General features: G+C 67.0%; 22 protein-coding genes. 5 read left to right on the top strand and 17 right to left on the bottom strand.

What is annotated here, in order from left to right:
* Positions 1-151: 151 nt before the first annotated feature.
* The 7 genes from RBB18_RS14200 to hutI form a co-directional block, all read right to left on the bottom strand.
* Positions 152-1,702: a TRAP transporter large permease subunit gene (locus tag RBB18_RS14200; RefSeq protein WP_306111194.1), complete on the bottom strand. Its 1,551-nt coding sequence runs from the start codon at positions 1,700-1,702 to the stop codon at positions 152-154.
* Positions 1,699-2,196, bottom strand: coding sequence for a TRAP transporter small permease subunit (locus RBB18_RS14195; protein WP_103764996.1), 498 nt, complete (start codon positions 2,194-2,196; stop codon positions 1,699-1,701). Before RBB18_RS14195 ends, RBB18_RS14200 begins: the two co-directional genes overlap by 4 nt.
* 62 nt (positions 2,197-2,258) lie before the next feature.
* Complete coding sequence (locus RBB18_RS14190; protein WP_103765028.1) at positions 2,259-3,344, bottom strand: TRAP transporter substrate-binding protein; 1,086 nt, start codon at positions 3,342-3,344, stop codon at positions 2,259-2,261.
* Positions 3,345-3,577: 233 nt separating this feature from the next.
* Positions 3,578-5,251: a urocanate hydratase gene (gene hutU, locus RBB18_RS14185; RefSeq protein WP_274594608.1), complete on the bottom strand. Its 1,674-nt coding sequence runs from the start codon at positions 5,249-5,251 to the stop codon at positions 3,578-3,580.
* Complete coding sequence (gene hutG / locus RBB18_RS14180; protein ID WP_306111193.1) at positions 5,248-6,036, bottom strand: N-formylglutamate deformylase; 789 nt, start codon at positions 6,034-6,036, stop codon at positions 5,248-5,250. The genes hutU and hutG overlap by 4 nt, the downstream gene beginning before the upstream one ends.
* Complete coding sequence (gene hutH, locus RBB18_RS14175; protein ID WP_306111192.1) at positions 6,033-7,553, bottom strand: histidine ammonia-lyase; 1,521 nt, start codon at positions 7,551-7,553, stop codon at positions 6,033-6,035. The genes hutG and hutH overlap by 4 nt, the downstream gene beginning before the upstream one ends.
* Positions 7,550-8,752: an imidazolonepropionase gene (gene hutI / locus RBB18_RS14170; protein WP_371931657.1), complete on the bottom strand. Its 1,203-nt coding sequence runs from the start codon at positions 8,750-8,752 to the stop codon at positions 7,550-7,552. Before hutI ends, hutH begins: the two co-directional genes overlap by 4 nt.
* A 72-nt stretch (positions 8,753-8,824) precedes the next feature.
* On the opposite strand from hutI, the gene RBB18_RS14165 reads away from it, so the two are divergent.
* Positions 8,825-10,189, top strand: a complete 1,365-nt coding sequence (locus RBB18_RS14165; RefSeq protein ID WP_306111191.1) for a formimidoylglutamate deiminase — start codon at positions 8,825-8,827, stop codon at positions 10,187-10,189.
* Positions 10,186-10,887, top strand: coding sequence for a GntR family transcriptional regulator (locus RBB18_RS14160; RefSeq protein ID WP_306111190.1), 702 nt, complete (start codon positions 10,186-10,188; stop codon positions 10,885-10,887). The genes RBB18_RS14165 and RBB18_RS14160 overlap by 4 nt, the downstream gene beginning before the upstream one ends.
* Before the next feature lie 6 nt (positions 10,888-10,893).
* Here the strand turns inward: RBB18_RS14160 and RBB18_RS14155 are convergent, their stop codons facing one another.
* Positions 10,894-11,973: a zinc ABC transporter substrate-binding protein gene (locus RBB18_RS14155; protein WP_306111189.1), complete on the bottom strand. Its 1,080-nt coding sequence runs from the start codon at positions 11,971-11,973 to the stop codon at positions 10,894-10,896.
* Between the two features lie 56 nt (positions 11,974-12,029).
* Between RBB18_RS14155 and RBB18_RS14150 the strand changes: the two genes are divergently transcribed.
* Genes RBB18_RS14150 through RBB18_RS14140 form a run of 3 tightly spaced genes read left to right on the top strand, consistent with a single transcriptional unit; the run spans position 12,030 to position 14,109 of the window.
* The gene (locus RBB18_RS14150; RefSeq protein WP_103765004.1) at positions 12,030-12,548 is read left to right on the top strand and encodes a Fur family transcriptional regulator; all 519 of its coding nucleotides are present in this window, start codon (positions 12,030-12,032) and stop codon (positions 12,546-12,548) included.
* Positions 12,545-13,321, top strand: a complete 777-nt coding sequence (locus RBB18_RS14145) for an ATP-binding cassette domain-containing protein (protein WP_103765005.1) — start codon at positions 12,545-12,547, stop codon at positions 13,319-13,321. Before RBB18_RS14150 ends, RBB18_RS14145 begins: the two co-directional genes overlap by 4 nt.
* Positions 13,321-14,109 (top strand): metal ABC transporter permease, encoded by a 789-nt coding sequence (locus tag RBB18_RS14140; protein ID WP_103765029.1) that lies wholly within the window; start codon positions 13,321-13,323, stop codon positions 14,107-14,109. The genes RBB18_RS14145 and RBB18_RS14140 overlap by 1 nt, the downstream gene beginning before the upstream one ends.
* Before the next feature lie 10 nt (positions 14,110-14,119).
* On the opposite strand, the gene RBB18_RS14135 is transcribed toward RBB18_RS14140, so the two are convergent.
* The 9 genes from RBB18_RS14135 to RBB18_RS14095 all read right to left on the bottom strand — a co-directional run bounded on the left by RBB18_RS14135 (position 14,120) and on the right by RBB18_RS14095 (position 22,623).
* Positions 14,120-15,085: a zinc-binding alcohol dehydrogenase gene (locus RBB18_RS14135; protein WP_306111188.1), complete on the bottom strand. Its 966-nt coding sequence runs from the start codon at positions 15,083-15,085 to the stop codon at positions 14,120-14,122.
* 8 nt (positions 15,086-15,093) lie between these two features.
* Entirely contained in the window at positions 15,094-16,209 is a 1,116-nt protein-coding gene (gene ribA, locus RBB18_RS14130) for a GTP cyclohydrolase II (RefSeq protein WP_306111187.1), read from the bottom strand.
* Between the two features lie 53 nt (positions 16,210-16,262).
* The gene (locus tag RBB18_RS14125) at positions 16,263-17,087 is read right to left on the bottom strand and encodes a RibD family protein (protein ID WP_306111186.1); all 825 of its coding nucleotides are present in this window, start codon (positions 17,085-17,087) and stop codon (positions 16,263-16,265) included.
* 12 nt (positions 17,088-17,099) lie between these two features.
* Positions 17,100-17,900, bottom strand: coding sequence for a methyltransferase domain-containing protein (locus RBB18_RS14120; protein ID WP_306111185.1), 801 nt, complete (start codon positions 17,898-17,900; stop codon positions 17,100-17,102).
* A complete protein-coding gene (locus tag RBB18_RS14115) occupies positions 17,884-18,279 on the bottom strand; it encodes a 6-carboxytetrahydropterin synthase (RefSeq protein ID WP_274594599.1) in 396 nt (131 codons plus the stop codon). Before RBB18_RS14115 ends, RBB18_RS14120 begins: the two co-directional genes overlap by 17 nt.
* A 63-nt stretch (positions 18,280-18,342) precedes the next feature.
* Positions 18,343-19,395 (bottom strand): glycosyltransferase family 4 protein, encoded by a 1,053-nt coding sequence (locus RBB18_RS14110; RefSeq protein ID WP_306111184.1) that lies wholly within the window; start codon positions 19,393-19,395, stop codon positions 18,343-18,345.
* Complete coding sequence (locus tag RBB18_RS14105; protein ID WP_274594597.1) at positions 19,392-20,291, bottom strand: lysylphosphatidylglycerol synthase transmembrane domain-containing protein; 900 nt, start codon at positions 20,289-20,291, stop codon at positions 19,392-19,394. The genes RBB18_RS14110 and RBB18_RS14105 overlap by 4 nt, the downstream gene beginning before the upstream one ends.
* On the bottom strand, positions 20,288-21,889 hold the full coding sequence (locus tag RBB18_RS14100; protein WP_306111183.1) for a sulfatase-like hydrolase/transferase: 1,602 nt from the start codon (positions 21,887-21,889) through the stop codon (positions 20,288-20,290). The genes RBB18_RS14105 and RBB18_RS14100 overlap by 4 nt, the downstream gene beginning before the upstream one ends.
* 8 nt (positions 21,890-21,897) lie before the next feature.
* Positions 21,898-22,623: a CDP-alcohol phosphatidyltransferase family protein gene (locus RBB18_RS14095; RefSeq protein WP_306111182.1), complete on the bottom strand. Its 726-nt coding sequence runs from the start codon at positions 22,621-22,623 to the stop codon at positions 21,898-21,900.
* Positions 22,624-22,678: the final 55 nt, after the last annotated feature.

The following is a 22,678-nucleotide window of genomic DNA, read 5'->3' as shown; positions in this document are numbered from 1 at the left end:
GGATGGCACATCCCTGCCACCCGGGCTTTTTGCTGCGCGCGGCCTGCAAGTATCGCTTCGTGACCTTCCAACGATGCCTTCTGCAGACCCTGAGGCCACCACCACCGCCAGCCATGGCAGAGATCCGCGCTGCCCCGGGCGGCACCGCGTCTCAGAACATCACGCGCGGCAGCCATGTCGCCAGCGACGGCCAGAACCACACCACGGCCACGCCCACGGCTTGCAAGCCGATAAAGGGCATGACGCCGCGATAGATATGGCCGGTCGTGATCTCCGGCGGCGCAGCGCCCCGCAGGTAGAACAACGAGAACCCGAAGGGCGGCGTCAGGAACGAGGTTTGCAGGTTGATCGCCAGGATGATCCCCAGCCAGATCGGATCATGCCCCAGCAGGATCAGCGACGGCGTCACCAGTGGCAGCACGATCACCGAGATTTCCACGAAATCAAGGAAGAACCCCATGAAGAAGACGATGATCATCGTGACGATCAGCGCCCCGGTCGCCCCGCCCGGCAGGTTCGCCAGCCAATAGGCCACGCGATCTTCTCCACCCAATCCGATGAAGACGAGCGAGAACATACCGGCAGCCAGGATCGTGGCAAAGATCATCGCCGTCATGGTCATGGTGGACGTGACCGCATCATGCGCGACGCGCTCGGCCAGCACGTTGCGCAGCGCGGCCAGAACGCCGATCAGCCCGAGAACCGCCAGCGCGATGTAAATCCCACCGGCAATGTAGGATCCGACGCCAAGATCCCCCCGCTGAAGCCGAACCGGAAAGACCCCCGCCGCGATGGCCAGCACGATCAGCGCGGCGGCGGCGATCAGGATAAGGCCCCGGGACCTGCCCAGCCGCGCACCTGACATCAAAAGCGCCCCCACCGCCCCCACGGCGGCGGCCTCGGTCGGTGTGGCCAACCCACCCAGGATCGAGCCCAGCACCGCGAAAATCAGCAGGACGGGCGGCACGATGGCCCCCAGCACTTCACGCCCGCTCGGGCGGGGCATCGTCGCGTCGGCGGGCGGCATGTCTTGCGGGCGCAACGCGCCGCGCACCAGCACGTAGATCAGGTAGAGCGACACAAGCACCAACCCTGGGATCAATGCAGCGGCAAAGAACTGCCCCACCGAAAGCGCCTCGACCGAGAACTTGCCCTGCTCGTACTGCGCCTGCTGATAGGCATTCGACATCACGTCGGCGAGGATGATCAGCAGGGTCGACGGCGGAATGATCTGCCCCAGCGTGCCCGCCGTGCATACGATCCCGGCCGACACGCTCGGATTGTACCCCGAGCGTAGCATCGTCGGCAGCGCGATCATCCCCATCGCCACCACCGTCGCACCCACGATCCCGGTCGACGCCGCCAACAGCGCCCCCACCAGGATCACGGAAATGCCAAGTCCGCCGCGCAATGACCCGCAGGCCCGGCCCATTGTGTCCAGCAACTCCTCGGCGATGCGGCTCTTTTCCAGCAATGCGCCCATCAGCACGAACAGCGGTATCGCGATCAGCACCTGGTTCGAGATCAGCCCGTACACCCGTTGCCCGAACGCCCCCAAAAGCGAGATGTCCATCGCCCCCACGGCCCAGCCCAGGTAGGCGAACAGCACCGCGATCCCGGCGATGCTGAACGCCACTGGAAAGCCCGACAGTATCGCCACCACGAGGGCCACGAACATCAGAAGGTCAAGATAGTCCGTCACGCCGGCTCCTCACCTGCGAAGAGCCGCAGCAGGATCGCGATGGATTGCAACGCCACCAGCACGCAGAACACCGGGATCAGCGATTTCAGCAGGAAAACCGCCTCGATGCCTCCGACCGAGATCGGCCCTTCAAGAATTTTCCAAGAATTGCGCACCGAGGGCCACGACCACCAGACCAGCGCCACCATCGCGGGCAACAGCAGAAAAAGGTGCCCGGCCATGTCGATCCACCGCCGCGTGGCGGGCGCGGCCTTGGCATAGAAAATGTCGACCCGCACATGCTTGTCCACCAGCAGGGTGTAGCCGGCGGCCAGCATGAACAAAGTGGCATGCAGGTACAGCACGCTTTCCTGCACCCAGATCGAATTGACGCCGAACACATAGCGCCCGATCACGATGCCGAACTGAACCAGCACCATCACCAGCGCAAACCAGCGCACGGCCGACGCGATACCGCGATTGATCGCGTCGATGATCCCTGCGAGTGCCAGCATTTTCCGGCCTTCCCTGCCCCTTTGGTCATGGCGCGCGAGGCCACCCCCGCGCGCCCGCTTTCTCAGTAGCCCATCACTGCCGCGCGAGCATTCATCTGCCCGTTGTCGGCATAGGTCATGTAGGCCCCGACGCTGTCGCGATAGGCGACAAAGCTTTCGGTGATCCGCTTGACCAGGTCGTCGCTGTCCTGGCGCAGCTCGTCGATCACTTCCTTGGCCGCCTCGCCCATGGCGTCGATCACCTCCTGCGGGAACTTCTTGACCTGCACGCCGTCTTCCTCGACCAGCTTCTTCAGCGACGCCGCGTGCTTGGTGGTGTATTCCGTCCAGACCGGGTTGTAGAGGCTTTCGCAAGCCACCGAAACGACCTCTTTCAGGTCGTCAGGCAACGCGCCGAAAACCTCGGCATTCACACCGCATTCCTCGGCAGAGGACGGCTCGCCCACGCCGGGCCAGTAATAGTTCTTGGCCACCTGCTGATAGCCCAGCGCGCTGTCGGTCCACGGCCCGATGAACTCGCCCGCGTCCAATGCGCCGGTCTGCAACGCCTGGAACATGTCCGGCCCGCCCATGGCCTCGGCCGCCATGCCCAGCTTGGCGCACATCTCGGACGCAAGGCCCGTGGTGCGGAACTTCAACCCCTTCAGGTCCTCGACCGAGTTGATCTCGTTGCGGAACCAGCCGCCCCATTGCGGGCCCGAGTTGCCGCACAGGAACGGTTTGATGCCGAACTGGCCGTACATCTCGTCATAAAGCGCCTGGCCGCCGCCGTGGTAAAGCCAACCCACCTGCTCGTCCGCGCGCAATCCGAAGGGTTGCGAGCCGAACAGAAGGATACCCTTGGATTTCGAGCCCCAATAGGCCGGCACCGCGTGGTAAAGTTCCGCCGTGCCTTCGCTGACGGCATCGAACACGCCGCGCCCGGGTACCAGTTCGCCGGCGGCGAACAGCTTCACCTCGATCCGCCCGCCCGACAGCGTGGTGATCCGGTCGGCCAGCATTTGCGCGGCCACACCGGGGCCAGGCAGGTTCTTGGGCCATGCGGTGACCATCTTCCACTGCTGCACGTCCTGCGCGATGGCCGGGGTGGCCAGCGGCGCGGCTGCAGTGCCAATGGCGGCGGTCGTCAAAAATTTGCGTCTGTCCATGAGTCTCTCCTTGTTGGTTGGTGGTGTTTCGTATTGTTTCATCGCGGCGCCGCGCACGTTGTCTTAGCAGTCGCGCCGAAGCTGCGGTTTTTCAAGGCTGCAAAGCGGTTTGCAGCAAGCGGCCCCGCTCGGCAGTCCGATCCGGAACCCGTCTGACTAAATTTCAGGCCTCGGCACGCACGTGGCCAAACTTGGCAAGCTGCCTCCACAACGCTGGCGGCCCTGTCCATGACTCAGTTCCCCAGGATGCCGGGCAAGCGCAAGCCATGATCCTTGGCGCAGTCGATCGCGGTCTCGTACCCCGCATCCGCATGCCGCCACACACCCGAGGCCGGGTCATTCCACAGAACCCGCTCCAACCGTTTCGCGGCCTCGTCGGTGCCATCGGCCACGATCACAACGCCCGCGTGCTGGCTGAACCCCATACCGACGCCGCCGCCGTGATGCAGGCTGACCCAGGTCGCGCCGCTCGCGGTATTGACCAGCGCGTTCAGCAAGGGCCAGTCGCTCACCGCGTCCGATCCGTCCTTCATCGCTTCCGTCTCGCGGTTCGGGCTGGCCACCGAGCCGCTGTCGAGGTGGTCCCGCCCGATCACCACGGGCGCCTTCAACTCGCCACTGGCCACCATCTCGTTGAACTTCAGCCCGGCGCGATGCCGGTCGCCCAGCCCGATCCAGCAGATCCGCGCGGGCAACCCCTGAAAGGAAATCCTCTCGCGCGCCATGTCCAGCCACGTGTGCAGCTTCTCGTTCTCGGGAAACAGTTCCTTCATCGCCTGGTCGGTCTTGTAGATATCCTCGGGATCGCCCGACAACGCACACCAGCGGAACGGCCCGATCCCCTTGCAGAACAAAGGCCGGATATAGGCCGGCACGAAGCCGGGAAAGGCAAAGGCGTTCTCCAGCCCTTCCTCTTGCGCCACCTGCCGGATGTTGTTTCCGTAATCCAGCGTCGGAACACCATCGTTCCAGAAATCCACCATCGCTTTCACATGCACCTTCATCGACGCGCGCGAGGCCTTTTCGACCGCCTTGGGGTCGCTCTCCCGCTTGTCGCGCCACTCGGCCATGCTCCACCCCTGCGGCAGGTAGCCGTTCACCGGGTCATGCGCGCTGGTCTGGTCGGTCACGATATCGGGCCGCACGCCCCGCTTGTGGATCTCGGGAAAGATGTCCGCCGCATTGCCCAAGAGCGCCACCGACTTCGCCTCGCCGGCCTTGGTCCAGCGCTCGATCATCTCCAGCGCCTCATCCAGGCTGTCCGTCTTTTCATCGACATACCGCGTGCGCAGACGGAAATCTATGCTGTCCGGGTTGCACTCCACCGCCAGACAGCACGCCCCCGCCATCACCGCGGCCAAGGGCTGTGCCCCGCCCATGCCACCCAGGCCTCCCGTCAGGATCCACTTGCCGGTCAAGTCTCCGTCGTAATGCTGACGCCCGGCTTCGGCAAAGGTCTCGTAGGTGCCCTGCACGATGCCCTGCGACCCGATATAGATCCACGACCCGGCCGTCATCTGGCCGTACATCATCAGGCCCTTTTTATCGAGCGCGTTGAAATGGTCCCAGTTGGCCCAATGCGGCACGATATTGGAATTGGCGATCAGAACGCGCGGCGCGTCCGCATGGGTTTTCACGATGGCGACGGGCTTGCCGGACTGCACCACCAGCGTCTCGTCCGCCTCCAGGTCCTTCAGCCCGGCAACGATCCGGTCGAAATCATCCCATGTCCGCGCGGCACGCCCGATGCCGCCATAAACCACCAGTTCATGCGGGTTCTCGGCCACGTCAGGGTGCAGATTGTTCATCAGCATCCGCATCGCCGCCTCGGTCTGCCAGCTTTTCGCGCTGATCTCGGTGCCGGTCGGCGGGTAAATGTCGCGCAGGTTATGGCGGGGATTGGTCATTCGGGCCTCCAACGGATCAGGTCGTCTAGAATGGTTTTCAGGTGAGCGCGCAACAGGTCCGCACGCTCAGGCGCATAATCCCATGGCGGGCTTTCGAGCATGTAGGTGGACTGCGCCAGTTCCATCTGGATCGCGTGCAGCCCCTCGTCCGGCCGGCCGTAGTGCCGCGTTGTCCAGCCCCCCTTGAAGCGTCCGTTCAGGATGGCGCTGTACCCCTCGGCGGCCTCGCACGTGCCGTAAACGCTGTCTTTGATCGACGCCGCGCAGGTCCGGCTTTCATCCGTGCCCACGTTGAAGTCAGGTAAGACACCCTCGAACAGGAACGGAATTTCCGAGCGGATCGAGTGGCAGTCATAGAGCACCGCGAACCCGTGAATCCCGCGCACGCGCTCCAGCTCCGCCGAAAGCGCCGCGTGATAAGGCGCATGATACGCCGCTCGCCTCCGCGCGATCTCGGCCGCGTCGGGTTCCGCCCCCTTGCGCCAGATAGGCTGTCCATCAAAGTCGGTCACCGGACACAGCGACGTGGTGTTCTGACCGGGATAGAGACTCGCACCCTCCGGGTCGCGGTTCACGTCGATGACATAGCGGTGGATGGTCGTGCGCACCGTGGTCACGTCGCCCACCAGCCCGGCGTAAAGCTCGTGAATATGCCAGTCCGTATCGGCCAGCTCGCGCCCGGTCTCGTTCAATCCTTCCGCGATATCACCGGGAACATCCGTGCCCGTATGGGGCAGGCCCAGAACCAGCGGGCTCTGCCCGCGCGTCACCTCGACAAAACTCACAGCCCGACCTCCACGCCCGTCTCGCGTGCCAGCGCGTCCTCGCGCACCAGCGCTGCGGCTTTTTCCATATCTGGCGCCATCATCCGATCTTCTTCCAGCCGCGGCACCTCCGCCCGGATCGTCGCAATTGCACGCCGCAACGCGTCCGATGTCACCAGCGGCGCGCGCGCCTCGATCCCTTGCGCGGCGCACAGCGCCTCGACACCAAGGATCATCGACAGGTTCGCGTTCATCCGGCGCAGCCGCCGCGCGCCGTGGGCGGCCATGCTCACATGATCCTCCTGGTTGGCAGAGGTCGGCGTGCTATCGGTCGAACACGGGTTCGCCAGGTGCTTGTTCTCGCTCATCAGCGCCGCCGTCGTCACCTCGGCGATCATGAAGCCCGAGTTCAGACCCGGCACCGGCGTCAGGAAGGGCGGCAGGTCATGGCTCAAGGCCGGGTCCACCATCAGCGCCACGCGCCGCTGCGCGATGGCCCCGATTTCCGACAGCGCCAGCGCGATCTGGTCGGCGGCAAAGGCCACCGGCTCGGCATGGAAATTCCCGCCCGAGACGATCCCGGCCTCGATCACCAGCGGATTATCCGTGACGGCATTCGCCTCGATCTCCAGCGTTTTCGCGGCAAAGCGCAACAGGTCCAGCGCCGCGCCAGCCACCTGCGGCTGGCAACGGATGCAATACGGATCCTGCACGCGGCTGTCGCCTTCGCGGTGGCTTTCGCGGATCTCGCTGCCCGCCATCAGGGCCGACATGGCCGTGGCCACGTCGATCTGCCCCGCATGGCCGCGCAGGGTGTGGATCTCTGGCTGCAATGGCTGGGTCGAGCCCATGATGGCATCCGTCGAAAGTGCCGACGTCACGATCGACGCCCTGAGTGCGCGGACGCCGTCGAACAACGCCGCCAATGCGCAGGCGGTCGAAAACTGAGTGCCGTTGATCAGGGCCAGCCCCTCCTTGGCCCCCAGCACCACGGGCTTCAGCCCGGCCGTCTTCAGCGCCTCGCCGGCGGGCATCCGCACACCGTCCAGCAACGCCTCGCCTTCACCGATCATCGTGGCGGCCATATGCGCCAGCGGCGCAAGGTCGCCTGACGCGCCAACCGATCCTTGCGACGGGATCACCGGAACCACGCCGTTCGCCAGCATTCCCTCGATCAGCGCACAGATCTCCCACCGCACGCCCGAGGCGCCACGCCCCAGCGACAAGAGCTTCAGCGCCATCATCAGGCGCGTGGTCTCGGCTTCCATAACCTCGCCTACACCGCAGCAATGGCTGAGGATCAGGTTGCGCTGCAACGTTTCCACGTCCTCGGGCGGAATGCGCACCGAGGCCAGCTTGCCAAAGCCGGTGTTCACCCCGTAAACCGGCACGTCACCCCGCGCCGCCTCGGCGACCTTTTCCGCCGCCGCCTCGATTGCCGCCCGCGCGTCCGGCATCAGCGTCGCCGCCACACCCTCGCGCCACACCCGCTCCAGCGTCTCCAGCCGGGTCTCTCCCGGCACCAGCGTCAGGGTCATGCTCGGCCTCCGAATATTCGTTTGTGCAGTGGATTCACCCCGATGCGATAGCTCAGCTCCGCCGGTTCCTCGACATCCCAGATGGCCAGGTCCGCCCGCATCCCCGGCGCGATCTCGCCCCGGTCATACAGCCCCAGCGCCTGCGCGGCATGGTGCGTCGTGCCCGCCAGCGCCTCGGCCGGGGTCAGGCCGAACAGCGTGCAGGCCATGTTCATCGCCAGCAGGACCGAGCCCATCGGCGACGACCCGGGGTTCCAATCCGTCGCCACCGCCATCGGCACGCCCTGCGCGCGGAACGCCGCAACCGGCGGCTTTTGCGTCTCGTGCAGCGTGTAGAATGCCCCGGGCAGCAAGACCGCCACGCTGCCCCCTTCGGCCAACGCCTTGGCGTCGGCCCCGCTCGCATATTCCACATGATCCGCCGACAGCGCGCCACGCTCCGCCGCCAGCTTCGTCCCGCCGATATTGCTCAACTGCTCGGCATGAAGCTTGACCGGCAGGCCCAGCGCCGCGGCCTTGTCGAACACCCGCGCAATCTGGGCGGTGTCAAAGGCGATCCCCTCGCAAAACCCGTCCACGGCATCGACCAGCCCCTGGGCATGGGCCGCCTCCAGCGCGGGCAGGCAAACCTCGTCGATATAACTGTCCGCATCCGCGCCCTTGGGCACCGCGTGCGCGCCCAGGAACGAGGTCACCACCCGCACCGGACGTGCCTCGCCCACCGCGCGCGCCACGCGCAGCATCTTGAGTTCCGTTTCGATATCAAGGCCATAACCCGACTTGATCTCGATCGTCGTCACCCCTTCCGCGATCAGCGCATCCGCGCGGCGCAGCGCCTGCGCAAGCAGCAGGCTTTCGTCCGCCTCCCGCGTCGCCGTCACGGTCGAAACGATCCCGCCCCCGGCGCGCGCCACCTCTTCATAGCTCGCCCCCTCGAGCCGCATCTCGAATTCCCGCGCGCGGTTGCCGCCATGCACGATATGCGTGTGACAGTCGATCAGACCCGGCGTCAGCAACCGACCTTCGGCGTCGATCACCTGTGCATCCTTCGGAAGCTCTTCCAAGTCGGCCATCGGGCCGACCCAGTCGATCCGCTCACCCTGCACCCGCAGCGCCGCATCACGCCGCAGGCCATAGCCGTCCTCCGACGCATCCATGCAGGCAATCGTGGCGTTGGTGATCGTCAGGTGATCGGGCATTCGTACTTTCCTTGCAATGTGGCCGACATAACGTTAATATGTATGTACATATTTTGTCAATGGAGATCGCCCGTGCAGGAAATCCAGTCTCGCCAGACCCTTACTCCGGATGGCTGGGTCAGCGACCTTTGCCTCACCATCGAGCAGGGACGCATCACGCGAATCTCCCGCACGCCTTCGCCGGACGCACAGTGCGTCGACCTGCTGCTGCCTGCCCCGGTCAACCTGCACAGCCACGCCTTTCAACGCGCCATGGCCGGACTGACCGAAACCCGCGGCCCCGACCCGCGCGACAGTTTCTGGACATGGCGGAAACTGATGTACCGTTTCCTCGACCGCCTCACGCCCGACCACGTGCAGGCCATCGCGGAACTTGTCTTCATGGAAATGCTCGAGGCCGGTTACGGCGCGGTGGCCGAATTCCACTACCTGCACCACGATATCGGCGGCGCCCCCTATACCGACCTGGCCGAAATGGCCGGGCGTATCACCCAGGCGGCGCAGGATACCGGCATCGGCCTCACCCTCCTGCCCGTGCACTACATGCAAGGCGGCTGCGACGGGCGCGCGCTCGAAGGCGGCCAGCGCCGCTTCGGCAGCGACCTCGACCTTTTCGCGCGGTTGCACGCCGACAGTGCCGCATTGGTGGCCAACGGGCCGGACGATTTCGCCATCGGCGTCGCGCCCCATTCCCTGCGCGCCGTCCCCCCCGAGGCGCTGGCCCAGGCGCAGTCCATCTGCCCCGATGGCCCGATCCACATGCATCTTGCCGAACAGGTGGCCGAGGTCGAGGAGGTCGAGGCCCATCACGGCGCCCGCCCGGTCGAATGGCTGCTCGACACAGCCCCGATCGACGACAGATGGTGCCTGATCCACTGCACCCAGATGACCGACGCTGAAACCCGCGCCCTTGCGCAAACCGGCGCCGTGGCCGGGCTCTGCCCCATCACCGAATCCAGTCTCGGCGACGGTATCTTCAACGGCACCGCATATCGCGACGCTGGCGGAAGGTTCGGCATCGGCTCGGATTCCAACATCCACATCGCCCTGTGGGAGGAACTGGCGACGCTCGACTATTCACAACGCCTGCGCGACCGCAGCCGCGCGGCGATGGCCACGGCGGACCACTCCACCGGCCGCGTGCTTTTCGACGCGGCCACCCGCGCCGGGGCACAGGCGGCCGGCCGCGCCTCGGGCCAGGTCGCCGAGCGCCAGCTGGCCGATCTCATCGCGGTCTCCACCGACAACGAGTTCCTCTGCAACCGTACCGGCGACGTGGTTCTCGACAGCCTGATCTTCTCCGGGCGCGGGCGGGCTTGCGTCACAGATGTCTGGAGCGCGGGCCGTCACATGGTCAAGGACGGCCGCCACGCCGACCGCGACCGCATCACGCGGGCTTTCCTCGACGTCGTCACCACGCTGGGACAGGACATATGACCTCCGACTCCCGCCTGTCGTGGAAGGATGTGCGCGACCGTATCCACGAACAGATCCTCACCGGTCGCTACGGCCCCGGAGACCGCCTGCCCCGCGACGCCGACATCGCCGAAGACCTCAGCTGCGCCCGCTCCACGGTCCAGCGTGCCATGCAGGATCTTTCAGACAGCGGCCTCGTGGAGCGCCGCCGCAAGGGCGGTACGCGGGTCAGGGCCGAACCCGTAACCCGCGCCACGCTCGACATTCCCATCACAAGGCGCGAGGTGGAACAACGTGGCGCGCGCTATGACTATCAGCTGATCAGCCGCCGCACCGCCCCGGCACCACGCGGCGTTCTCGCCGCCTTCGGGCTCAGCACGTCCCGCCCGATGCTTCGCGTCGAGGCGCTGCACCTTTCCGACGGACGCCCCTACATCTTCGAAGACCGCTGGATCTGCCCCGAAACCTCGCCCGAGGTGCGCGACCTCGATTTCACCGGGCAAAGCGCGAATGAATGGCTCGTTCTGAACAAGCCCTACACCCGCCTCGACCTGCGATTCTACGCCATCTCAGCCAATCCCCGCCAGGCCGACCTGCTGGACACCGAGCCCGGCGCGGCGCTCCTGGTCATCGAACGCACCACCTGGGTCGACGAGGCCCCGATCACCACGGTCAAGGCGATCACCACCCCCGGCTACCAGCTTCTGACAGGCACCTGATCCGGGCTAAAGGCACTCCGCCAGGGCCGTCGCAAGGTTGCGCAAAAGCTGAGGATAAAGCCCGGCGCCGGGCTCCAGATCCGACCCCATCGGGTCCATCACGCCGGTTTTGACATCGGCCCCGTCCGTAACGGCGGCCACGATACCCGGATCGAACTGGGGCTCAGACATCACGCAGGTCACCCCTTGCGCGCTCACCCGCTCCTGGATTTCCGCAACGCGTGCCGGGCTGGGATCGGACGCGTCAGAGACCGAGATTGCCCCCGAGGCCGGAAAATCGAACGCCAACTCGAAATATTGGTAGGCATCGTGGAAGACGATAAAGTTGCCGTCCCGCGCCGGCTCGAGAATGCCGTCGATCTCGGCCCTGAGGCTGGCAATCTCCTCGCGTCCCTCCGCGGCATTGGCGAAGTAGGCGCCGGCATTGTCCGGATCGGCCGACGACAGCGCCGCGGCAATCGCGTTCAACCAGGTCTCCGCGTTGTCGGGCGACAGCCACGCGTGCGGGTCTTGGTGCCCATGATCGTGCCCGTGGCCGGCGTGGTCCTCTTCGTGCGTTTCGTGACCTTCATGATCCGCGTGGTCATGGTCGGCGTGGTCGTGATCTGCATGTTCATCGTCATCATGGTCACTATGCGCGTGGTCGTCATGATCATCCGCATGCTCATCATGACCCGCGTGATCATCATGACCGTCGTCCCCGTGCCCGCCGTGATCATGCGCCTCGAACAGCGCGTTTTCCCGGATCGGCAACGCGACCGTGCCATCGGCCTCCATCAGCCCCACCACCTGCGCCTCGCCCGACAGCGTGCCCAGCGCATCCTCCAGCCAGGGCGTCAGGTCCGGTCCGATCCAGAACACCAGGTCCGCGTCCTGCATCGCCGCCGCTTCCGAGGGGCGCAGGCTGTATTCATGCGGACTGGCGCCCGGCGCCACGATCAGCGCGGGCGCGCCCACCCCGTCCATCACCCGCGCCACCAGCGAATGCACCGGCGCGATGTCCACCGCCACCTGCGGCACCTCTGCCAAGGCCGGTCCAGCCAGGATGGTGGACGCGAAAAAACATGGAACAAGGTTTCTGGACATGGGTGACCTCTTGTGATTATATAACATTCCACAGCGGATACACGAACTGTTATAATATGACAAGCACCTCCCGACCAGAAGATGAGCATCCGACCGATCCGGTCGGCTTCGAGTCGCATGACCACGCCAGTTGCATCGCTGCCGCCATTGCCGAGGCCGAGGCGCATTGCGCCCGCGAAGGCCTACGCTTCACGCCCGTCCGGCGCAAGGCGCTGGAAATCTTACTGCGCGAACATCGCGCCCTGGGCGCCTACGAGATGCTCGACGCCCTGCGCGAGGCCGGGTTCGGCTCGCAGCCGCCCGTCGCCTACCGCGCGCTGGAGTTCCTCGTCGGCAACGGTTTCGCCCACAAGATCGAGCGGCTCAACGCCTTCATCGCCTGCGCCCATCCCGGCGCGCATCACTCGCCCGCCTTCATGATCTGCCGCGCCTGCGATTCGGTCGCCGAGGCACAGGCAACACCCGCCCGAGGCGCCCTTGGCGCGGCCGCCCGCGCCGCCGGTTTCCAGATCGAACGTACCGTCGTCGAGGCCGAGGGCCTCTGCCCCACCTGCTCGGACAAGGCCGACACATGAGCCTTGTCTCGGTCCAGAATATCAGCGTCGGTTACGGCGCCACGCGGGTTTTGCGCGACGTGACCCTCGCGATCGAGGCGGGCGAGATCGTCACCATCGTCGGCCCCAACGGATCGGGCAAGACGACCTTGCTGCGCGCACTTATCGGCGCGGTCACGCCAAGCGTGGGCCGGATCGACCGTGACGCCGGGCTGCGCATCGGCTACGTGCCGCAAAAGCTACATATCGACCCGACCCTGCCGATGACCGTGTCGCGCTTTCTCCGCCTGCCGGGCGGCGCGACCCCGACCCAGATCGCCGCCGCCCTCGACCGCGCCGGCGTACCTGACCTGTCGGACCGGCAGATGTCGGGCCTCTCGGGCGGACAGATGCAACGCATCCTGCTGGCCCGCGCCCTGATCGGCCAACCCAACCTGCTCCTGCTCGACGAGGCGACGCAAGGCCTCGACCAGCCCGGCTCCGCCGCCTTCTACCGCCAGATCGAAGAGGTCCGCGCCGCGACCGGCTGCGGCGTAGTCATGATCAGCCACGAATTGCACGTGGTGATGAGCGCGTCCGACCGGGTGATCTGCCTCAACGGCCATGTCTGCTGCGAAGGCACGCCCGAAATCGTGTCGGCGGCCCCGGAATACCAGGCCCTGTTCGGCACCGGCACCGGGGGCGCGCTGGCGCTCTACCGGCACGACCATGACCACAGCCACGACGCCACCTGCGGGCATGATCACGCGCACGACCATTCCCACGACGACACGACGACGAAGGCCGCCGAATGATGCTGGATGATTTCATGACCCGCGCCACGCTGGCCGGCATCGGCGTGGCCTGCGCCGCCGCCCCCTTGGGCAGCTTCGTCGTCTGGCGGCGCATGGCCTATTTCGGCGACGCCACCGCCCATGCCGCGATCCTTGGCGTGGCGCTGTCGCTGGCCTTGCAGATATCGATCTTCGCCGGCGCCGTGGCCGTGGCTCTGGCCATGGCCCTGACCGTGACCCTGTTGACCGGACGCGGCTATGCGATGGACACGCTCCTGGGCGTGCTGGCGCATTCCGCCCTGGCCTTCGGGCTGGTGGCGGTGTCGTTCCTCTCGGGCATCCGGATCGACCTGATGGCTTATCTCTTCGGGGATATCCTCGCGGTCTCACGCGGCGATCTCGCGGTGATCTGGGGCGGCGCGGCGCTGGTGGTCGGCCTGATCGGCTGGCGCTGGTCGGCGCTGCTGACCTCGACCCTCAGCCAGGACCTGGCCCATGCCAGCGGCATCGACCCGCGCCGCGAACAGCTGATCCTCACGCTGGCCCTCGCCATCACCGTGGCCGTCGCCATCAAGGTGGTCGGCGTCCTGCTCATCGCCGCAATGCTGATCATTCCGGCCGCCGCCGCCCGCCCCTTGTCGCGCACGCCTGAGCAAATGGCCCTCTTCGCCGCGGCCCTCGGTGCGGTTTCGGCCGTGGCGGGGCTGCAATCGGCCTACGTGCTGGATACGCCCGCCGGGCCGTCCATCGTCTGCGTTGCGGCAATCCTCTTCGCGTTCACCAGCGGTCTGCGCGGCCTGCGCGCCTGATCTCGGCGTCTCAAGCCCGCACCGGCCCGTACCGGACCCGGTGACACAGCGTCGCCGAATCCTCGAGGATCGCGCCGTACTCCGTCGCAAGCCCGTCGAACGGCGTCTCGCCCGAAATCAGCACGTCCAGCGCAGGGTCCGCCAGCAGACTCAACGCCTTCTCCAGTCGCCGACGATAATTCCACCGCGCGCGCCGGCCCGGCGGCACCTGTCCCACCTGGCTGCCGACGATCCGCAGGCGGCGCTGGTGAAACGCCCCGCCCAGCGGCACCTCCGGACGATGCGTCCCGAACCAGCTGGCCTCGACGATCGTCGCCTCCATCCCCGCCAGCCCGATCGCGGTCGCCAGACCGTCCGAACTGGCCGAGGCGTGGATCACCACGTCACGCTCGCCCGCCGCTTGCCGCGGTGCCGCGAACTCGCAGCCCATGGCCTCTGCCAGTGCAGCCTTTTGCTCATCAACATCCACAAGGCACACTTCCGTGCCCGGCATCCGCGCGCACAGGTATCCGGCCAACGCCCCGACGATACCTGCGCCAACCACCGTTATCCTGTCCCCGGCGAAAACGCCCGCGTCCCAGACGATATTCAGGGCGGTTTCCATGTTGGCGGCCAGCACGGCGCGCTTGGGCGGCACAGGCGCCGGGACCGGCACGGCGGCTTCCTGCGGCACGGCGAACCGATCCTGATGCGGGTGCAGGGCAAACACGGTCTCGCCCTCGCGCTCTCCGCCCGCCACGCGGCCCACGGCGGCATAGCCATATTTCACCGGAAAGCTGAACTCCCCCTCTTGGAACGGCGCCTTCATCGTCTCGTGCTCGCTCTCCGGCACACCGCCGCTCCAGACCAGCCGTTCCGTACCCCGGCTGATCCCCGTGTAGAGCGTTTCAACCTCGACCATACCCGACCCGGCACCGAACTCCGTCTCGCGTATCTCGACCGCACCCGGGCCGGTGATCCACAGGGCCTGCGCCACGTCTTCCCTCACAACGCGTGCCCGGATTTCAGCGCCTTCACCGCGAGGTAGCCGCTGTTGTGAATGTTCTTGCCCACCCTCAGCGGCAATTGCTCGACCACCTCGATGCCCTGCGCCCGGAACGTGTGCACCTTGGCGGGATTGTTGGTCAGCAGCCGCACCGCCCCGAACCCGAGGTTGCGCAGCATCACCGCCGCCACGCGGAAATCCCGCTCGTCATCCTCGAACCCCAGCGCATGGTTCGCGTCCACCGTGTCCAGCCCCCGCGATTGCAGGTCATAGACCCGCATCTTGTTGGCTAGCCCGATCCCGCGCCCTTCCTGGTTGAGGTAAAGCAGCAGGCCCGCGCCCTCCTCGCCCATCCGCAGCATCGCCGCGCGAAGTTGCGGACCGCAATCGCATTTCAGACTGCCCAGCACGTCCCCGGTAAAGCACGCCGAATGCAGCCGCGCCAGCACCGGGCGCGCGGGATCGGGCGTGCCGATCTCGAAGGCGTAATGCTCGGTCCGGCCATCTGGGTCGCGGAATACGTGCAGCTTTCCGGCGTCATGCGCCTCCACCGGCAGGCCGGCCACCGCCACCGGCGACAGCGCCGGTGTCTGCGCGAAGTGCTCCAGCGCGTCGGAATGTTCCACCGCCGCCATGCTCAGCCCCTCCGGCAGTGGCGCATTCCCGGCCAGCCCGAAGATCAGCGCGGCAGGCAGCAATTCGGACGACTTCACCAGGCTCAGCGCTAGCCCGTGCAGACGCACCTCCCGGTCGCGGATCCGGTGCAGTGGCGCCACCGGCCCCGCAGCATCCTGCCCGGCATCGGCGAGCCGCAGGAACCAGCCCATGTCGGCGTGCTTCGGCGGGCAGATCCGAACCGGCAGGTCCGAAATATCCGCGCTTTGGACCGGCGCCATCGCGGCCCGCGCCCGGTTGCTGGTCAGAACCAGCTCCGGCACGCCGAAAAGCTCCCGCAACCCGTCCAGCCGCGCCTGGCTCAGCGTCTCGACCGCCACCGCCACGGCGCGGTCCGGTCCATCCGTCAGAAGGCATGGCAGACCCATCCGCAGGTCGGACTGCACCCGGCTCAGACGTTCGGCGACATTGGGAAGAAGGCTTTCGGCAACTCGGGACATTGGGGACTCTTTCGGATGAACGGACAGGGTATCTGGCATTGGGCAGGCTTCACTCAGTGCCGCAGTGCGGGGCGTTCCCGCACGCGATGCGGCCACAGCACCTGCGCCGGGGGCTCGGGCGCCAGCGCACAATCGAACAGCACGTCCGACCCCAGGCCATACACCTCGGTCTTGGGTCGCAACGCTTCGGCCAGGCACGGCACCGGCGAAGTTTTCAGCCCCGTCGGCCCGGCCCCGATCAACAGCGGCGCCACGGCCACGTGCAACCGCGTCAGCAACCCCGCCTCCAGGAACTGCGCGATGGTGATCCCGCCGCCCTCGATCAGCACGTGGTCAAGGCCCAGCCCCCGCAGCGCGGCCAGGATCTGCGCCGGCGAAATCCATTCGCCGCGCGGCAGGCGGATCACCTCCACGTCATCGGGCCGGGGCTTGTCCACCGCCTGGATCACGATCCGCCGGGCGCTTGCGTCGCGCAGCAGGCCGGCATCGTTGGGCAAGCGGCCATTGGGATCGATCACCACCCGCGCCGGATTGCGCCCCTTGGCCAGGCGCACCGTCAGGCGCGGGTTGTCGTGCAGCGCCGTCTTCACGCCGATCACCACCGCGTCCGCCAGTGCCCGCAGCCGGTGAAGATGCGCCAGCCCGTCCTTGCCAGAGATATCCTGCGCATCGCCCGACTCCGTGGCGACACGCCCATCAAGCGACTGCCCGATCTGGGCGATCACGCTTTGCCCCGACACCGTGCGCGTCATGCCGCCATACAGCGTCAGCGCGGCGCGTTCGCCGGAACTCCAGTCGCCGCAGCACAGACAGGCCTCGTCGTTGCGCGCGGCCAGGATACGGGCCCAGGCCCTGGGGGTGACATCAATCAGTTCCATGCTCATCTCCGATCATCCTGCTGTGGCCTCGTGTCCCGCGGGCACCGCCAGCAGGTCCTTGTGCCCCACCCGCAACGCGGTATGCCCCGCCGCCTTGCGTCGGACGCCGGCCCAGCTTTCTGCCTGCGCCTCCCCGGCCTCCGCGGCCGCCCGGGCGACGCCGGCCACGAATTCATCCTGCAAGGCGGCATCGTCCGGTCCCAGCACCCAGTCGCTCCCGGCCAAAGTCACCGCGAAGCCGCGCGCCTCGAACCGTTTCGCGGTCAGTGCCGCGGCATCGGGGCCCATCGCGGCCTGACCGCCCTTGTCGCCCCGCTGGTGGCGGTTGAACGCCTCGGTCACGTCCGCATCCGCCGCGATGGGCGGCTCCCACCGCATCCGGCCGTCAAAACTCAGCGCGGCGTAGAACGGGATACCCGCCTGCCCCAGCCGGGCCGCCAGCGCATCGACCCAGGCCGTGCTCATCAGGTCCAAGAGGGCCGAGGCCGTCACCAGCCCCACATGTTCCAATGGCAGGGCCTCCACATCGGTCACGCTGCCCATCACGCAATCGGCCATGGGATGGCGCGCCTTGGCCACCTGCAAATGCGCCTCGTCCGTATCGAGAAAACACCACTGCACCCTGTCATACCCTGCCCCGTTAAAGGCCCGCGCGGTCGATCCGGTGCCGCTGCCAAGGTCCAGCACCCGCATACCCGGCGGCACGCATTGCGCCGCCCGCGCCAGAAGAGCGGCATCCCGCGCGGCGTGATCCGCCGCCTCGCGCAGGCTCAGCCAGTCGGCCTGGAACTGGGTGTCAGATATCTGATTCATACCACCCACGCGCCACATGGCTTTCATGAAGCTGGACGCGGATGCGTTTCACGCGCCCGCCATCGCCCAGCCCTTCGGTTTTCGTGTGGTCCCGCAACTGCGCCCAGATGTGATGGCACAGGAACTCGGTCGTGGTGATCTTGCCCGCGAACTCGGGCTTGTCGTCCAGGTTACCGTATTTCAACGGCTCCAGCGCGGCGTTCAAGGCCTCGGTCGCCAGCCCGATATCCACGACCAGACCATTCTCGTCTAGATCTTCGGTGTAAAAGGCGGCATCGACGACAAAGGTCGCGCCGTGCAGGCCCTGTGCCGGTCCGAAGACAGGCGATGGCAGGGAATGTGCGATCATGATGTGATCACGAACTTCAACAGCGAACATAACACTTCCATTTCTTGGGGTGATGCGGGGCAAACCCCGCGTTTATCCGATGGGTCAACCGGCTCATGAGGTGATCCGTTCCAGAACGCCGGCGAAAATGCGGGCGGTATGATCCCAGTCGGTCAGGGCCTTCGCGCGCTGCCGCGCGGCGGCGGCATACCGCTCCGACGAGCCGGGGTCCGTCAGCAGGCGTTCGATTGCCCCGGCCAGCGCGTCGGGATCATCCGGCGCCACCAGCACTGCGGCCTCTCCGACCGTCTCGGGCACCGCACCCACCCGGCACGACACCACGGGCAAACCGTGCAGCATCGCCTCGCTCAGGACCATGCCATAGCCTTCATACCGCGTGGCCAGCGCAAACAGGCTGGCGCGGGCATAGGCGGCCTGCAAGGCCTCCGCGCCGATCTCTCCGGCAAAACTCACGCGGTCCTGCAACCCCAGCTTCGCGGCCTGTGCCTCCAAAGCCCGCGCGGTGAGCGCGTCATGCGCCTTGCCCACGATCTCGGCCTGCCAGTCCAGCCCGGTCAGCCGGCCCAGCGCCTCCAGCAACACGTCATGCCCCTTGCGCCGCGCCAACAGGCCCACCGACAGGATCAGCGGCGGATGCGCCTTCTTTGCGGCGGGCCGCGTCCCGTCCGCGGGCCGCTCGAAGCCCGGATGCGCGACCGTGACCTTGTCACGCGCGACGCCAAGATCCCGCACAACGGTCGCCGCGATATGCTCACTCGGCACGATGACATGCGCCACCCGACCCAGCACCGCGGCCTCGTTGCGCAACAGCGCCCGCGCGTGCCCGGCCTCCAGCCCACTTTCCAAACCCAGCGGATGGTGCACCATGCCCACCACCGGCGCCTCGACCCGGTCCATTCGCGCGGGGTCCATCGCCCCCAGCGCCAGCCCGTCCACGATGATCGGCCGCCCGCGCGGCACAGCCGCCAGCGCATCGAACGTGGCCTGCATGTCCGCGTCCGACGGCGCGGGGAAACTGTCCGGCAATTCCAAATGCGCCGTCTCGTGCCCCAGCGCGTTCAGCCGCTCCAACACCGTCGCGTCATAGACGTACCCGCCGGTGCGCTGGTCCTTGTCTCCGGGAATGGCAAACACCGCGCGGCTCATGACGGGCCCGCTCCTTCCGGCGCCGCGTGCACGGTCCCCGGCACCCACAGGAACGCAAGGCCCGGCAGGGCCGACACCAGCATTATCGCGCCATAGCAAATCCCCATCGCCACGCCCGCATTCGCGTCCAGCCCGATGACCGGAAACAGCGCCGCCGCGGCCCCCTCGCGCCAGCCCCAGCCCGCGACCGACAGCGGCACCAGCATCGCGCAGAACACCAGCGGCAGCACCGTCAACAGGCCTTCCGGCGGAATGACCGACCCGGTCGCCCGCGCCGCCGCATAAAGCCCGCCGATCAGCAACACTGCCCCCAAAAGCGCGTGCATCAAGATTGGCCCGTGCCCGATCAGCCGCCACACCAGCCCGGGAAAGGACCGCGTCGCCTCGAACCGGCGCGTCACCCACACGACCACCGCACCCAGAACCGGTAGGGCCGCCAGCAGCGCCCACACCCCGCCGGGCCAGGCGATTCCACCCGGCACCAGCACCGCCCCGATCAGCCCCAGCGCCAACAGCGCGAACATCGCCACCTGCCCCATCAGCCGCTCTGCCGCCACCGATTGCCCGGCCCGCGCAAGGTCGGCCTGCCGCCGCACCCGTACCGCGCGGCCCACATCGCCCAGCACGCCACCCGGCAAGACCGAATTGATCAGCTGCGCCAGGTAATATTCCCGCACCGCCGCGCCGAACCCGATCGGTATCTCCAGCGCCTGCGCCGTCAATTGCCAGCGGCGCGCCATCGACAGCGTGGCCAGCGTCAGCGCCACAAGGCTCACCGCCAGCCAAGGCCAGTCGGCCCGCGCCAGCCGGGCGCCCACTTCGGCGGTGTCGGTCCACCACAACATTGCCGCCATCAGCGCCGCCGAGGCCAGAAGCTTGATCGCCCACACCTTCATGGCGCAACCTCCGCCACCTGCTCGACCGACGAGAACGCGCGGATGAATGCGTTGCGGAACCCGTCCATGCGCTGCGCCTCAAGCTCGCGTGCCGGGATCATGCCCCCGGTCCAGCCCCAGCCGTCGATCAACGACAGCACGCCGGGCGGCGCGATCATATGCACCGGCACATCGCGGTTGTCGCTGCCCGCTATGAGACCCGCCGCCTGGTGGTCACCCGCCACGATCACCAGCGGCGCGTCCGCGCCCAGCCGCGCCACGTGGGAAAAAACCGCGTTCAGGGAATAGTCCACCGACCGGCGATAGGCGTCGCGCACCGCATCCCGGTCCTTCCAGAGGTCGCGGGGCGTCGGGCCCCGTGCCGCCATCTCGTTGAATTCCGTCCCGTTTCCGATCTCGTCCCATGGCAGCATCTCCGGCACCGGCGTCCACGGCGCGTGCGACGAGATCAGAGCGACCTGGATGAAATCCGGGCGGGGATCGTCGGGCAAAAGGGCGTCATAGGCGGCCAGCGTGAACTGGTCGGGCATCGTGACCCAGTTGAACGGCTCGCCCGCGTAGGGAATGTCCTTGGCCTCGAACACATGCTCGAATCCCATCGCCGCGCTTTCCGGCCAGGCCATCGTGATCGCCGGCATCACAGCCGCCGTGCGATAGCCCGCCTCGGCGGCCAGGTGAAACAGCCATTTCTGCCCGCTTGCGATCATCGCCCTGTAGCGCGCATTGTCCGCAGTCCAAAGCCCGCTGCCGAGCGCCCCATGCGCCAGCCAGCTTTGCCCGCCCGCCGTGGGCGAGGTCACCCACCCGCTTTTCATCTCAAGCCCCGCCCCGGCGATCTGCCGTTCGGCGCGGCGCAGAGTGTCCAGATGCGTCGGGGCATATTCCGGGTTGTCGATGCTGGCGCGGCCATAACTTTCGATCCATATGAGAAGGATGTCGCGCCCCTCCAGACGGTCGAACGCGCCGACAATATCGCGCATCGGATCGACCTGCGCCGCCTGCCGGAACCGCTCGAGATCCGCCACCGTCTCGCGGACGTCGCCAATCCGGGCCACGGCCACGCGGGTGGTCCGGGCCGATCCCGGCGGGCTTTTCTCGAACGTCCAATAGCCCAGGTGGTGCCCGGTATCCGCCACCGCCCAGCCGCCCGTGGCCAATGCCGCCGCCAGCGCCACGACCCGCGCCGGTCCGGGCAACGCCACGCGCTCCCACGCCTTCAGCCCGCCGCGCAACAGCATGTACAGGAACCCGGTCGCCACGACGCAGCTCGCTACCACGAAATAAGCGCTCGCCGCTCCCACGCTGTCACTCAGCAAACCGACCCCCGCCTCGACCAGGAACAGGTCCGACACAGGGTTGAAGGCCCGGTTGTAGGCCGCGAAACTCGCCAGGTCCGCCAGCTTCAGCAAGGTCACCGACACAAGCACCAGCGCCAAGCCCGACGCCACGCCGCGGGTCCGCCCCAGCGCCAGCATCGCGAACAGCAGCACCGACAACTCGATCGGCCAATGGACCAGCCCGTTGTAATTCATCTGCCCCGGATGATTGGGCAGCGCCAGCACGACGAGCATCACGCCCGCCGAAGCGAACAGGGTCACGGTTCGGATCATCGACTGTGCCGCACCAGCCATGCCGTGTCGATGCCAAACGACAGCACCAGCAGCGCCGATGCCAGTCCCGCGACCCATGGCACAAGCGCCGCCGGGAAGAGCGGGCAGGCCAATGCGATCAGCGTGCCGATCTGCACGACGCAAATCGTCTTGCGGCGCATCGACTCGGGCAGCTCCCGACGCAGCGCGGGCCACATCAGTCCGGCCAGCACGAACGCATAACGCATGAACCCCAGCACCAGGATCTCCGCCCCCGTCCTGCCCGTCAGCAGCAGCCACATTGCCAGTACCGCGCCCAGCGCCGCGTCCACTTCCATGTCGAACCGCGCCCCGAAGTCGGATTTCAGCTGCGACCGCCGCGCCAGCCAGCCGTCCACCCCGTCCAGCGACAGAATGGTCAATCCGACCCAGAACACCAGCCACGGCGACACGGCCCCGGCATCGAACAACGCCCCGGCCAACAACGACAGCAGCGCGGCACGCCCCAGCGTGACGGTGTTGCACAGGCCGAACACCGCGTGCGGATAGCTGCGCCAAACCCCCGGCACCACCAGCGCCACGGAGAGCCCGAACATCGCCATCGCCCAGCCCGGTGACGGCAGCACCGCTGCGCCGAACGCGGCCAGCGCAAGCGCAAGCACTGCCGCGATTACAACGACCTCCGCCATCGGCGGTCGCGCCGACGGCATCGCGGTTCGTTTCTGCTGGGTTATGTCGACCATTTAGTATCCTTGCGCGTTCCGCACTAGATAGAACGCACGGAACCGGCGACCAGAT

The sequence above is a fragment of the Roseovarius sp. MMSF_3298 genome (assembly GCF_030733705.1).
Lineage (GTDB): Bacteria > Pseudomonadota > Alphaproteobacteria > Rhodobacterales > Rhodobacteraceae > Roseovarius > Roseovarius confluentis.
The sequence above is the reverse complement of the archived record's forward strand: the minus strand, read 5'-3'. Positions and strand labels throughout refer to the sequence as shown.

Coding starts and splice junctions, on each gene's coding strand:
- RBB18_RS14120 (WP_306111185.1), bottom strand. CDS start 17,900: ATGAATCAGATATCTGACACCCAGTTCCAGGCCGACTGGCTGAGCCTG.
- RBB18_RS14105 (WP_274594597.1), bottom strand. CDS start 20,291: ATGAAGGTGTGGGCGATCAAGCTTCTGGCCTCGGCGGCGCTGATGGCG.
- RBB18_RS14145 (WP_103765005.1), top strand. CDS start 12,545: ATGAGCCTTGTCTCGGTCCAGAATATCAGCGTCGGTTACGGCGCCACG.
- RBB18_RS14110 (WP_306111184.1), bottom strand. CDS start 19,395: ATGAGCCGCGCGGTGTTTGCCATTCCCGGAGACAAGGACCAGCGCACC.
- RBB18_RS14125 (WP_306111186.1), bottom strand. CDS start 17,087: ATGGAACTGATTGATGTCACCCCCAGGGCCTGGGCCCGTATCCTGGCC.
- hutH (WP_306111192.1), bottom strand. CDS start 7,553: ATGACCCTGACGCTGGTGCCGGGAGAGACCCGGCTGGAGACGCTGGAG.
- RBB18_RS14160 (WP_306111190.1), top strand. CDS start 10,186: ATGACCTCCGACTCCCGCCTGTCGTGGAAGGATGTGCGCGACCGTATC.
- RBB18_RS14190 (WP_103765028.1), bottom strand. CDS start 3,344: ATGGACAGACGCAAATTTTTGACGACCGCCGCCATTGGCACTGCAGCC.
- ribA (WP_306111187.1), bottom strand. CDS start 16,209: ATGTCCCGAGTTGCCGAAAGCCTTCTTCCCAATGTCGCCGAACGTCTG.
- RBB18_RS14115 (WP_274594599.1), bottom strand. CDS start 18,279: ATGTTCGCTGTTGAAGTTCGTGATCACATCATGATCGCACATTCCCTG.
- RBB18_RS14150 (WP_103765004.1), top strand. CDS start 12,030: ATGACAAGCACCTCCCGACCAGAAGATGAGCATCCGACCGATCCGGTC.
- RBB18_RS14140 (WP_103765029.1), top strand. CDS start 13,321: ATGCTGGATGATTTCATGACCCGCGCCACGCTGGCCGGCATCGGCGTG.
- RBB18_RS14095 (WP_306111182.1), bottom strand. CDS start 22,623: ATGGTCGACATAACCCAGCAGAAACGAACCGCGATGCCGTCGGCGCGA.
- hutI (WP_371931657.1), bottom strand. CDS start 8,752: ATGCCCGATCACCTGACGATCACCAACGCCACGATTGCCTGCATGGAT.
- hutU (WP_274594608.1), bottom strand. CDS start 5,251: ATGACCAATCCCCGCCATAACCTGCGCGACATTTACCCGCCGACCGGC.
- RBB18_RS14155 (WP_306111189.1), bottom strand. CDS start 11,973: ATGTCCAGAAACCTTGTTCCATGTTTTTTCGCGTCCACCATCCTGGCT.
- RBB18_RS14195 (WP_103764996.1), bottom strand. CDS start 2,196: ATGCTGGCACTCGCAGGGATCATCGACGCGATCAATCGCGGTATCGCG.